The organism is Pseudomonas sp. DTU12.1, from assembly GCF_009873475.1.
Taxonomy (GTDB): domain Bacteria; phylum Pseudomonadota; class Gammaproteobacteria; order Pseudomonadales; family Pseudomonadaceae; genus Aquipseudomonas; species Aquipseudomonas proteolytica.
This window is the reverse complement of the sequence record NZ_CP045254.1, coordinates 535,807-548,382: the sequence shown is the minus strand read 5'-3', so window position 1 is coordinate 548,382 and position 12,576 is coordinate 535,807. Positions and strand designations below refer to the sequence as shown.

The window sequence follows — 12,576 nt, the reverse complement described above, 5'->3', positions numbered from 1 at the left end:
TGACGGCCTGTCGGGCATAGACATGTCAGTACAAGTGCGGGAGCGTGCTTGTGTGGCAGCGGGCTTGCCTGCGATGCAGGCGCCTGAGTACTACAGATACACCGAGCGGGTTCTATCGCGGGCAAGCCCGGCTCCCACAGGAACCGGGCCCACACGGGTTATGCGGTGTTAGTGGAACAGCACTGCAGTCTTCTGCAACGTCACCCACACGCCCCACGCCAGCGGAATACCTACCACCAGCCAGGCCGCAATGGCCAATGGCACGGTGCCGGAAGCGGCTTTCCATTCCAGGGACGTGGTCGCATCGGCGCCCTTGTCATGGCCCAGCGCCTGTTCGGCAGCCAGTTCGGCGTCGGTCATGAAGTACTTGTCGGCCACCGGGCGTACCAACAGGTTGCAGATAAAGCCCAGTACCAGCAGGCCGGCGAGGATGTACAAGGTGATGTCATAGGCCGCAGCGCGCTCGACGCCGATGCTCAATTGATATTCACGCAGGTAGTTCACCAACACCGGGCCCAGCACGCCGGCCGCCGCCCAGGCGGTGAGCAGGCGACCATGGATTGCACCGACCATTTGCGTACCGAACAGGTCCGCCAGGTAGGCCGGTACGGTCGCGAAGCCGCCGCCGTACATCGACAGGATGATGCAGAACGCCGCCACGAACAGCGAGACGTTGCCCAGGTGGCCGAGGTTCGGGATCAGCGCGTACAGGGCAAAGCCCAGGGCGAAGAACACGAAGTAGGTGTTCTTGCGGCCCAGGTAGTCGGAGAACGACGCCCAGAAGAACCGCCCACCAATGTTGAACAGGCTCAACAACCCGGTGAACCCCGCCGCAATGGCGGCGATGGAGGCCAGTTGACCCGCATCCAGTTGGCCAAACGGCACATCCACGCCCAGCAACTTGCCGCCGAACACTTCCTGCAACAGCGGCGACGCCATGCCCAGGATGCCGATACCGGCCGATACGTTCAGGCACAGCACCAGCCAGACCAGGCGGAATTGCGGGGTTTTCCACGCCACGTTCACGTGGACGTGACGGTGGGTGATCATCGCATTACTGGCTTTTTTCGCCGGCGCGGTCCAGCCCTCAGGCTTCCAGCCGGTCGGCGGGACACGGTAGGACAAGGCGCCGCCGATCATGAACACGAAGTAGATCGCGGCCATGACCAAAAAGCTCTGCCACACGCCCACGCCGGTCGGCGACGCAAAGTGGCCCATCAACGCTGCAGCCAGGGGCGCACCGACCATCGCACCACCGCCAAAGCCCATGATCGCCATGCCGGTCGCCATGCCGCGCTTGTCCGGGAACCACTTGATCAGGGTCGACACCGGCGAGATATAGCCCAGGCCCAGGCCAATACCACCAATCACCCCCGAACCGAGCCACATCAGCCAGATCTGGTGGGTATAAATCCCCAGCGCCGAGATCAGCAGGCCACCGCACCAGCACAGTGCCGAGACCACACCGGCCTTGCGCGGCCCGGCGTGTTCCAGCCAGCCGCCCCAGATCGCTGCCGAGCAGCCCAGGAAGATGAAGAACAGTGTGTAGATCCAGCCCAGCATGGAGATCGGCCAGTCGCAGGACGACGAGAAGATCTGCGCGATAAAGCTCATGTCCGGTGCACAGGCCACCGGTGCGGTCACGCCCAGCGCCTTGGACAATGGCAGCCAGAACACCGAGAAGCCGTAGGCCATGCCGATGCACAAGTGGATGGCCAGGGCGGCCGGCGGAACCAGCCAGCGGTTGAAACCGGGCTTGGCTATGATGCGTTCCTTGGACAGGAACGCAGGCTGCGCAGCAGAATTGCCGGCCGCAGTGCTAGTGTTCATTGGTGTTTCCCCCAGTTGTTGGTCTGTGTTCGCCAGGCGCTCTCCTCCTCGGCCTTTGCACGCAATGCGTGGCCGTTTTGTCGAGTGAAGCTCCCTGTAAGCGCGACGTTTCGTCGCAGAAGGCGGGCGAACGGGCAAAGATTAGCATCTGGCGCAGCGAGAGAAACCAAACTGACACTACCTTTTTCAGTCCATCTGTTTTGTTTGACACTATGTAACGATGCGTAAACAGCCACGGACCTCCCGGCGTTATACTCTGCGGCTAAATTTTAAAATCGACATACAAGGACTCGCCCATGAAAGCGTTCGGCAAAATCCTGGGTCTGGTACTTCTCGGGCTGTTGCTGATCATTGTGGCTCTGGGCTTTGCCCTGACTCACCTCTTCGATCCCAACGACTACAAAGACGAGATTCGCCAGATTGCCCGCGACAAGGCCCACATCGAGCTGACGCTCAATGGCGATATCGGCTGGAGCCTGTTCCCCTGGCTGGGCCTGGAGCTGCATGAGGCCAGCGTGGCCACCCTGAACAACCCTGCCCAACCATTTGCCGACCTGCAGATGCTCGGCCTGTCGGTACGCGTGCTGCCGCTGCTGCGCCGCGAAGTGCAAATGAGCGATGTACGCGTCGAAGGCCTGAACCTGCGCCTGACCCGCGACAAGCAAGGCCATGGCAACTGGGAAGATATCGGCAAGGCTGCGCCCGTTGCGGCTACCACCAGCGCCGAAGCGCCCGCCACGACTGCGCCGGCCACGACGCCCGCGCCGGAGAAACCGGCCCAGCCGATCCGCCTGGACATCGACAGCCTCACGGTCAACAACGCCCGTATCGAGTACAACGACGAGCAGACCGGCAAGCAATTCAGCGCCGAAAGCATCCAACTGAGCACCGGTGCCGTGCATGAAGGCGCGAGCATTCCGGTCAAGCTCACTGCGTTCTTCGGCAGCAACCAGCCGGTCATGCGGGTCAAGAGCGAGCTCAATGGCGAGCTGCGTTTTGATCGCGCCCTCAAGCGCTATCAGTTCGAAGACATGAAAGTCGCCGGCGAAGCCACGGGCGAGCCTCTGCAAGGCAAGACCGTCACGTTTGCCACCCAGGGCCAGTTACTGGTGGACCTGTCGGCAAACATTGCCGAGTGGACCGGCCTCAAGCTCTCGCTCAACCAACTGCGGGCACTGGGCGAACTGAAGGCCCACGACCTGGATAAAACCCCACAGATCAGCGGCGCCCTGTCGATTGCCCAGTTTGACCTGGCCAAGTTCCTCGACAGCGTCGGCCAACCGCTGCCAGCCATGGCCCCAGAGAGCCTGAGCAAGGTCGAGCTGGTCAGCCGCCTGCAAGGCACGCCGTCGAGCATGGCGCTGGAAGACCTCAACCTGAAAGTCGATGGCAGCACCTTCACCGGGCGCCTGGCGGTTGAAGACTTTGCCAAGCAATCCCTGCGCGTGCAGTTGAAGGCCGACACGTTCAACGCCGACCACTACCTGCCCGCCAAATCCGAAGCAGCCAACAGTGCCGCCGTCGCGCGCCAGGCCGAAGTGCAAAGCAGCGAAGCCGGGGCCATGGCCGCCGGCGGCACCACTCCGCTGCCGGATGCGCCGACCAAAGGCGCCTGGAGCACCGACAAGCTGCTGCCGCTGGCACGCCTGCGCACCCTGGATGTGATTGCCGACCTGTCCTTCGGCCAACTGACCCTCGGCCAGTTGCCCATCGAGAACGCCACCCTCAAAGCCTCTGGCCAGGGTGGTCAGCTCAAGCTCGACACCTTGAGCGGCGGCCTCTACAACGGCACCTTCCAGGCCAACGGCAACCTCGACGCCCGCGAAGATGTGCCGGTGTTGGCACTGCAGACCAAAATCAAGCAAGTGCCGGTCGAACGCATCCTGCAGGCCCAGGGCAAAACCCCGCCGGTCAAAGGCCAGATCACCCTCGACAGCAACCTGACGGGGCGCGGCAACAGCCAGAAGGCGCTGATCGACAGCCTCAACGGCACCGCCAGCTTTGTGATCAACAATGGCGTACTGCTCAACGCCAACATTGAGCAACAGCTGTGCACCGGCATCGCCCTGCTCAATCGCAAGACCCTGGCCAGCGAACCGCGTGGCAAGGACACACCGTTCCAGGAGCTCAAGGGCAACCTGACCTTGCGTAACGGCGTGGCCAGCAACCCGGACCTGAAAGTGCGGATCCCCGGCCTGACCGTCAACGGCAATGGCGACATTGACCTGCGCGTGCTGGGCATGGACTACCGTGTGGGCATCATTGTCGAGGGTGACAAGCGCGACATGCCGGACCCGGCCTGCCAGGTCGGCTCGAACTTCCGTGGCATCGAAGTCCCGCTGCGCTGCCGTGGGCCGCTGGAGCTGGGAGCCAAGGCCTGCCGCCTGGACAAGGACGGCCTGGGCCAGGTCGCCGCGAAAATGGCCGGCAATAAAATCAGCGAGAAACTTGAAGAGAAGCTCGACAAGGTCAATCCCAAGTTGAAAGACGCCCTCAAAGGCCTGTTCAACCGATGAGAAACGAGCAATTTTCTGCGGCCGTGCTCGACTGGTACGACCGCCACGGTCGCCATGACCTGCCTTGGCAACAGGGCATCACCCCTTACCGGGTGTGGGTCTCGGAAATCATGCTGCAACAGACCCAGGTCAGCACCGTGCTCAACTACTTCGACCGTTTCATGGCCTCGCTGCCAACGGTCGAAGCCCTGGCCGCCGCGCCAGAAGATGAAGTGCTGCACCTGTGGACCGGGCTGGGCTACTACACCCGGGCGCGCAACCTGCAAAAGACCGCGAAGATCGTCGTCGCCGAATACGGCGGCGAGTTTCCTCGCGATGTAGAGAAGCTTACCGAACTGCCAGGCATCGGCCTGTCCACCGCCGGCGCCATCGCCAGCCTGAGCATGGGCCTGCGCGCACCGATCCTCGACGGCAACGTCAAACGCGTGCTGGCGCGCTTTACCGCCCAGGAAGGCTATCCGGGCGAACCCAAGGTGGCCAAGCAGCTGTGGGCCACCGCAGAGCGCTTTACCCCGCACGCTCGCGTCAACGCCTACACCCAGGCGATGATGGACATGGGCGCCACCCTCTGCACCCGCAGCAAGCCCAGTTGCCTGCTGTGCCCCCTGGAAAAGGGCTGCGAAGCGCACATGCTGGGCCTGGAAACCCGCTACCCGATCCCCAAGCCCCGCAAGACCATCCCGCAAAAACGCACGCTGATGCCCTTGCTGGCCAACCATGAGGGCGCGATCCTGCTTTACCGTCGCCCGTCTACGGGCCTGTGGGGCGGGCTGTGGAGCTTGCCGGAACTGGACGACCTGAACGATCTGGAACACCTGGCCAACCAGCACTCGCTGGCGCTGGGCAAGCAGCAGGAGCTGCCGGGGCTGGTCCACACTTTCAGCCACTTCCAACTGGCTATCGAACCCTGGCTGGTGCAAGTCGAGGAATCGGCCCATCACGTGGCCGAGGCCGACTGGCTCTGGTATAACCTCGCCACCCCGCCGCGCCTGGGCCTTGCCGCCCCGGTGAAAAAACTGCTGAAGCGCGCGGCCGACGTATTGAACGCAGGAGTTTCGTCATGACCCGCACCATCATGTGCCGCAAATACCACAAAGAACTGCCCGCCCTGGAGCGCGCCCCATTTCCGGGGCCCAAGGGCCAAGACATTTTCGATTACGTTTCCGCCCAGGCCTGGGCCGACTGGCAGAAGCACCAGACCCTGCTGATCAACGAAAAACGCCTGAACATGATGAACGCCGAAGACCGCAAATATCTGCAGGGCGAAATGGACAAGTACTTTTCCGGCGAGGATTACGCCAAGGCTGACGGCTACGTGCCGCCTGCTCAATAATTGAGCAAAAACCGGGGTTGGCACGTAAGCGACGGTAATAATTAAATATTTTTTGAAAACTTGCTTGACGACCCCCTGAAAAACCCGTTTAATGCGCCCCGTTGCCCAGATAGCTCAGTCGGTAGAGCAGGGGATTGAAAATCCCCGTGTCGGCGGTTCGATTCCGTCTCTGGGCACCACTAATTAGTTTCAGGTGGTGCAAACGTCATCTGAAACACACAAGAAACCCGCCTAGTGCGGGTTTTTTGTTGCCTGCGATTTAGTACGCCACACCGCCCTGGTTACATTCAGGTTAACGCCAAGCCTCGTTGGCACCCGATGTGTTATTTATCGCGCTGCTCAACCGTCTAGCCTTAATCCAATCTTCAGCAAGGTAGTTACTTCATGACCCGGTACTTGTTCTGCACGCTGTTAATGCTGACAGCGCTGCTCAGCGGATGCGCCACGACGATGGACGTCGCGATCAACGCAACCCCAGACCCGGACTATCACTTTGACCGACAGGCGCCAGTGCTGGTGACGTCGGTGGGCGGCAATAACGAGAACGCGCTCAACGCCCGCTACTATCTGCGCGATATGGTCAGCGCCATGAAGGACCAGGGCTTTCGCCAGGTCTATACCGACATGACCCTGCCCAAGAACCTGGCACCGAAAATCACGATCACCCTGGACGTCGACAGCCACCAGGTGACTTATCGCTATACCGCCACCGACTATGGCCAGGTGCCAACCAGCACCTCCACTGTGTGCAAGAACAGCAAGAAAAAAAGCGACCAGATGATCTGCACCAGCACACCCAACACCACCTATGGCCCGGTGGGCAGCTCGGAGCGCACCGGCTACACCACCCTCACCACGTTCACCGCCACGGCCCGGGACGAAGCGAGCAAACGCGCGGTGTACCTGCTGCGAGTGACGTCCTACAACGAGGACTGCCAGGCTGCCAAGGTCGAGGCCTTTCTGGTACAGCAGGGCCTGCAGAACCTGAATTTCCAGGATCGCGTACAGCGCAACTACAGCGTCACGATGCCTGAAGGGTATCGCTGCAAATAATCCCTCCATGATGAAGGTCACTTCGGAGTCAGCGGTCTGGGGGCCCAACCCAGGATCAAAGACTCCGCAACCTTGATTACTCCCTCCCCGCGCAAGACCGCCCTACCGCCCCTCCCATCGACTGCCCCCGCCAAAAAGCCAGGATTGACCGGCATCTAGCGTTGCTAATAGCAATTATTATCATTTAAGCTGCGCGCAAAATATCCTCCCCCCGCATCACTAAAATAATTAAGGAGCTGCAATGCCCTCTGCACGCGAGCCAGGCTCATGGTTGAAGGCGCTCGGCCTTGCCCCCTTCGGATTCGCTTCGATGCTGGTCCCGGTCGCAGACGCGGCCCAGGAAACAGGCCAGCTCGAACTGCCCAGCCAAAGTATTACGGCCACTGCCTCAGAAGAAACGGCCGACGGCCCGATCAAAGGCTATGTCGCCAAGCGCAGTGCAACGGGTGCCAAGACCGACACTCCGATTACTGAGATCCCCCAGTCGATTTCCGTCATCAGCGCCGACCGTATGCGTGATCAGGGCGCGCTGACCGTGCAAGACGCATTGCGTTATGTGGCCGGGGTGCGCGCCGAAACCTTCGGGCTGGATAGCCGGGGAGACTGGTCGAAAGTGCGAGGTAGCTCACCTGCCCTGTTCCTTGATGGCTTACAGCAGAGCTTCGGTAGTTACACCAACGTGCGCACCGACCCCTTCACCCTGGAACGCCTCGAAGTGCTCAAGGGCCCGGCGTCGATGCTTTATGGGCAAAGCCCGGTGGGGGGCCTGATCAACCAGGTCAGCAAACGCCCCCAGGCCGAACAACACACCGAACTGCAACTGCAATATGGCAATTACAACCGCAAGCAGGTCGCCGTCGACACCACGGGCTCCCTGAACCCACAAGGCACGCTGTTGTACCGGCTGGTGGCAATTCAGCGCGACAGCGACACTCAGGTTGATCACGTCAAAGACAACCGCCAGGTCCTGATGCCATCGCTGACCTGGCGCCCCACCGAAGATATCGACTGGACGATACTGGCCAACATCCAGCGCGATGACAGCGGCTCCACCACGCAGTTCTTTCCACACAAAGGCACGGTCTGGAATGCGCCCTATGGCCGGATCCACAGCAACCGGTTCGCCAGCGAGCCAGGATTCGACGAGTACGACAGCGACCAGACAGCCCTGACGTCGCAATTCTCGTGGCACGTGAACGACACATGGACGCTGCGACAAAACCTGCGCTGGCAGAAAAGCAAAGTCAGCTACCAGTCGATTTATGCGAAGTTCGCCAGAAACCCACCGTTTAACGCCGACAACCAGACCCTCGACCGCGTGTATTACGTTTCCAAACCAGAGGTCAAAGTCTGGGTCGCCGACCAAAACGCCGAGGCCCGATTTGAAACCGGCCCGCTACAACACACGCTGCTGCTGGGGGGCGACTACCAGCACGCTGTCTCCAACCGCGACGGCGCCAGCGGCGCGGCAACACCACTGAACGTGTACGACCCGGTGTATGGCACCTTTGATCCCTCTATCATTCGCCTCACCGCAGACCCGGAACAACGGGTCATGCAGCGCGGGCTCTATGCCCAGGACCAGATCAAATACGAGCAGTGGTTACTGACCCTTGGCCTGCGCAAGGATTGGGCCTCCAGCCAGACCCAAGGCAAGGCCCAGCAGAAAGATGACAAGGTGACCGGCCGCGTGGGCCTGACCTATCTGTTCGACAACGGCATAGCGCCCTACTTGAGCTACAGCGAATCATTCCAGCCCCAGATCGGCCTCAACCAGCGAACGCTTGACCCCTACGTACCGCTCAAGGGCAAACAGTGGGAGTTGGGTGTGAAATATCAGCCCGTTGGCAGCAACAGTCTCTATACCGCTGCGGTGTATGACATTCGCGAGCAGAACCGACGCATGCCCGACCCCCTGGATGCGATGAACACCCTGCAAAGTGGTGAAACCCGCGCCCGTGGCCTGGAGCTCGAAGCACTGGTAACGGTCACGCCCGACTGGGACCTGATTGGTACCTACAGCTATACCGACACCACCGTGCTCAAGGGCTCACCCGCCGAACAAGGCAAACGCCTGGCCAGTGTTCCAGAGAACATGGCCTCGGTATGGAGCCAACATCGGTTCAGCATCGGCGATATATCCGGGTTCAGTGTCGGTGCAGGCGTTCGCTATGTAGGAACAAGCTGGGATGGCGCCGACCGACTGAAAACGCCATCTACCACCCTGGTGGATGCGATGCTCGGGTACCGATACCAGAACTGGAACCTGACCCTCAACGCGACCAATCTTGAAGACAAGACCTACTACACGACATGCCTGGCGCGAGGCGATTGCTTCATCGGCAACCGTCGTACGCTCGTCGGTACGCTGGCCTACAACTTTTGATCGAGCTTTAAGATCACGGTACGCGAAACACCAGCAGCGGGTTGTCATTGAGACGCCCATTGAATGCTGGAGCCAGGTGCTCCAGCGGCGTGCCCTGCAGCAGTTGGGTTTCCTTGCGCGCGACGATGACCCAGGACGAGCGCGGCAGCGCGCTCAGTTGCGCAAGGTCGTCACGCCCGACAAACAGCGGCTGCTCGTCATGGTCCAGGTTCATGATGTAGCGAATGGCCCAGGTGTCCTTGCCGAGGTCGAGAAACACCAGCGGCCCGGGGTTCTCGGCCCGCAGGGTCTGCACCGCCCGCACAAAGGTTTTGGTGTCGAACTGCAGATCCTTGGCCGGCTCGACGACCGTCACCAGTACCAGCCATTGAGTGGCCAGAGCAATCAAGCTAAGCGACACCAATCGCGCTCCCACACGGCCGCGCCAACGGCGCCAGGCAAGCACCGCCGCCAGTTGCAGGACGATCAGCAGCGCAATCAGCCCCGGCACCGAAACATCCGGCCAGTAACCATGCTTGCTCCACAGCTGCCGGCAGACCACTACCACGACAGCCCCCAGCAGCGGCAGGATCGCCACCAGCCACTCATAACCCCGACGCACGCCAAGCAACCAACCCCGGGCCTGAAGCAGCCCATAGGCCGCCACAGCGGCAAACATCGGGACCATGGGCACGATGTAGTAGGCGCGTTTGAAGTTCGGCACCGACAACCCCAGCAGGATCATCAAGCCACAACCAGCCAGGCGCAGCATCAGTTGCACATCGGCATCGTCATTGCGCGTCGACCAGGTGTGACGCAGGGCAATCAACGTCGCGAGCGCCAGCGGTATCACCGGGAAATAACGATACAGACTCAGTTGCAGGTAGAAGTAGAACGGTTCGCCGCTCTCATCGAGGCGACCGGCCACCTGCATCTTCAGCACCTCATCGGCAAACCCTTCACCACCGCTGATCCGCGCCAGCTTCAGCAGCACCCACCCACAGGCCAGAAGCAGGACCAGGCCGATTACCCCGTGGGCAACGACCTTTTTCAGTAAGCGAATCTTCTCTTCTCGCGAGCCAGCAGGCCCCAGCACCCAATACACACAGGCCACCCCACAGACTTCGATCAGCCCCAAAGGGCCCCGAATGGCAAACGCCGCCACGAACAAGGGAAAGATTGCGTATTGACGCAGCTTTGAGCCCAAACGCTCGCCGGTATGCAACAGGTAGAAGCACCCAAGACACAGCAGGGAGACCATCTGATCCAGACACACCGAGCGCGACTTCTCGAGCAATTGCGCCGTCGACGCCGTGAGCAATACCGTCAGCAACGCCCACGCCCGACCCGAAGGCACCAGCAAACGGTAGATCAGCGCCATGACCCCGGCCGATGCCAGGGCAGTGGGCAAGACGTTAGCCAGGTCGTTGGGCGCACCGAACAGCCGGGCAAAGAACAGGCTGAAATAGGTCGCCGTACCTGGGTAATCCGGGTACGGCTCACCGTAGGTGGTGGGGAAGAAGCTCGCACCGTGGCGAAACATTTCCTGCATGAACACCGCCCAGCGCCCGTCAAACCCTTGAGGCTGTTGGTCCCAGATGCCCAGCGTAAATAGCAACAAGGCCACCAGGAAAATACCCAGGGCCTCCAGACGAAAACGCGTGCGGTGTTCCATGCTTTAACCTGCCAGGCCGGGGGAAATGCTGGCGTATATTGCCGGCAACACGGCTGAATCACGCCTGAACCAAATGCAACAATCCCTCACCACCGATCGGCATTCACACTTAAAGATTACGGGCCTTTGCCCGTCGATTTTGTTAGCGTCAACTTCCAATAAAAACTGCGCACGGGCAGCCCATGCCCCATCGAAAGCGCATGGATCGAGGCCCGTCATGAACCTGCCCACCCGCCTTCACCCCGAGGCATTCCGCGAGCCCGCCGCCGATAGCTACCCCATCGGCGGCTTCACCTGGCGCCATATCCGCACCGATATCGCACGCCCAGTGGTGATCATCAACGCCGCCACCTCAGTGCGCTGCCGGCACTATTCGCGCTTTGCCGACTACCTGTTTGCCAACGGTTTTGATGTGATCACCTACGACTATCGCGGCATTGGCGAATCGCGCAGCGGCTCATTGCGTGGGTTCAAGGCCTCGTGGTCGGACTGGGGCCGGCTGGATTTCGAGGCCATCTTGCAGCGTGCGCAGCGAGAGTTTGCCGGGCAACCCATTGATGTGGTCGGCCACAGCTTTGGCGGCTGTGCGGCCGGGCTCGGGGCGTCGGGAGCAGCGATCAGGCGCTTGGTCACCGTGGGGGCGCAGTTTGCGTACTGGCGTGACTATCAAGCGAGCGGCCGCTGGCGGATGTTTGCCAAGTGGCATCTAGTGATGCCGCTGGTGACCGCCGTATGCGGGTATTTCCCGGGCAAGCGCCTGGGCTGGCTGGAAGACACACCTGCGGGGGTGGTGCGCGACTGGAGCACGCCCACGCCCACCTACCAGACACGGCCTAGCGGGCGCGCCCTGGGCGAGCTGCCCTTTGCCCGGGTGAAGGCACAGATCCTGGCGATCAGCATCAGCGACGATCCGTTTGGCACGGTACCCGCCATTGAGCGTCTGCTGAATTACTTCCAGGCCAGCGAGCGCACGCACTTGCGGATTGCGCCGAGGGATATTGGCGAAGAAGCCGTCGGGCATTTCGCGTTTTTCCGTAATGAATATGAAGATCGCTTATGGCCGATTGCACTGGCGTGGCTGCAACACGGCCAGCTCGCGGCCGACACGCCGGGAGCGCGACTGTAGAAACCCTTGGGATTTCGCCCGACCTGCGCTTCAATACGCCACCCAGATCCTGAACCAAGGACGTGAGCCCATGGCTTCGCCAGACAAGCAGCAAAAACGCGCCCAGCGGGCAAAAGCCAAGGCCAAGCAGAACCGCACCCAGCGCGCCAATGCGCCGAAGCAGGATGCATTTGCCGGCGATGACGACCGCATTGATCTTGAGTCGGTGGACTTGACCGAACTGTTCGTGGAGATGCGCACAGCCGGCGAGACCAGCCAGCAGGCGCTGTGTGCGGCATTCCTGGCGCATCCGCTGCTGGCGTTGGTGCTGGAACAGGAAGGCGAAGAAAACGCCACAGACTTTATCCTGGCGGCGCTGATCGAATATCGGCAGTGGTCCACGGACAGCGACGATGAAGCAGCGGCGCTGGCATGGATTGAATCGCCCGCGTTCCAGGCCGACTACGTAGCGGCGTCGCAAGCCCTGGCAACCTCGCAAGATTGATACAAACCCAATGTAGGAGCGAGCTTGCTCGCGAAGAACTCAAGAACAACGCATTTATTCAGGCAGCCCGCGTTATCGTTGACGTTTTTCGCGAGCAAGCTCGCTCCTACAGTGGTTTGTGGCGTTAGCAGGCCGATTACGTGGCGGCGTCGCAAGCCCTGGCCACTTCGCAGGATTAATACAAAACCCATGTA

Annotated in this window: 9 protein-coding genes and 1 tRNA gene; 8 read left to right on the top strand and 2 right to left on the bottom strand. The window is 61.0% G+C overall.

Translation table 11 applies throughout. The annotated features are described in order from the left end of the window. Positions 1 to 168: 168 nt before the first annotated feature. Positions 169 to 1,830 (bottom strand): OFA family MFS transporter, encoded by a 1,662-nt coding sequence (locus tag GDV60_RS02395; protein ID WP_029295882.1) that lies wholly within the window; start codon positions 1,828 to 1,830, stop codon positions 169 to 171. A gap of 296 nt (positions 1,831 to 2,126) precedes the next feature. Here GDV60_RS02395 and GDV60_RS02390 point away from each other — a divergent pair, with 296 nt between their 5' ends. From GDV60_RS02390 to GDV60_RS02365, 6 genes are all read left to right on the top strand, one after another. After that, positions 2,127 to 4,346: an AsmA family protein gene (locus GDV60_RS02390; RefSeq protein WP_104911388.1), complete on the top strand. Its 2,220-nt coding sequence runs from the start codon at positions 2,127 to 2,129 to the stop codon at positions 4,344 to 4,346. Beyond that, positions 4,343 to 5,410 (top strand): A/G-specific adenine glycosylase, encoded by a 1,068-nt coding sequence (gene mutY, locus GDV60_RS02385; RefSeq protein WP_104911387.1) that lies wholly within the window; start codon positions 4,343 to 4,345, stop codon positions 5,408 to 5,410. Before GDV60_RS02390 ends, mutY begins: the two co-directional genes overlap by 4 nt. Next, positions 5,407 to 5,679: an oxidative damage protection protein gene (locus GDV60_RS02380; RefSeq protein WP_092232796.1), complete on the top strand. Its 273-nt coding sequence runs from the start codon at positions 5,407 to 5,409 to the stop codon at positions 5,677 to 5,679. Before mutY ends, GDV60_RS02380 begins: the two co-directional genes overlap by 4 nt. 103 nt (positions 5,680 to 5,782) lie before the next feature. After that, positions 5,783 to 5,858, top strand: a tRNA-Phe gene (locus tag GDV60_RS02375). Positions 5,859 to 6,063: 205 nt separating this feature from the next. Continuing rightward, positions 6,064 to 6,732 (top strand): hypothetical protein, encoded by a 669-nt coding sequence (locus GDV60_RS02370; RefSeq protein WP_029295874.1) that lies wholly within the window; start codon positions 6,064 to 6,066, stop codon positions 6,730 to 6,732. Positions 6,733 to 7,042: 310 nt separating this feature from the next. Further along, complete coding sequence (locus GDV60_RS02365) at positions 7,043 to 9,118, top strand: TonB-dependent siderophore receptor (RefSeq protein WP_159906162.1); 2,076 nt, start codon at positions 7,043 to 7,045, stop codon at positions 9,116 to 9,118. 13 nt (positions 9,119 to 9,131) lie between these two features. On the opposite strand, the gene GDV60_RS02360 is transcribed toward GDV60_RS02365, so the two are convergent. Then, complete coding sequence (locus tag GDV60_RS02360; protein ID WP_104911386.1) at positions 9,132 to 10,772, bottom strand: glycosyltransferase family 39 protein; 1,641 nt, start codon at positions 10,770 to 10,772, stop codon at positions 9,132 to 9,134. 217 nt (positions 10,773 to 10,989) lie between these two features. Here GDV60_RS02360 and GDV60_RS02355 point away from each other — a divergent pair, with 217 nt between their 5' ends. Together GDV60_RS02355 and GDV60_RS02350 are read left to right on the top strand one after the other, a co-directional pair. Beyond that, the gene (locus GDV60_RS02355; protein WP_104911385.1) at positions 10,990 to 11,898 is read left to right on the top strand and encodes an alpha/beta fold hydrolase; all 909 of its coding nucleotides are present in this window, start codon (positions 10,990 to 10,992) and stop codon (positions 11,896 to 11,898) included. A 70-nt stretch (positions 11,899 to 11,968) separates the two neighbouring features. Continuing rightward, positions 11,969 to 12,382, top strand: coding sequence for a hypothetical protein (locus GDV60_RS02350; RefSeq protein WP_070996150.1), 414 nt, complete (start codon positions 11,969 to 11,971; stop codon positions 12,380 to 12,382). The last annotated feature ends 194 nt before the right edge of the window (positions 12,383 to 12,576 follow it).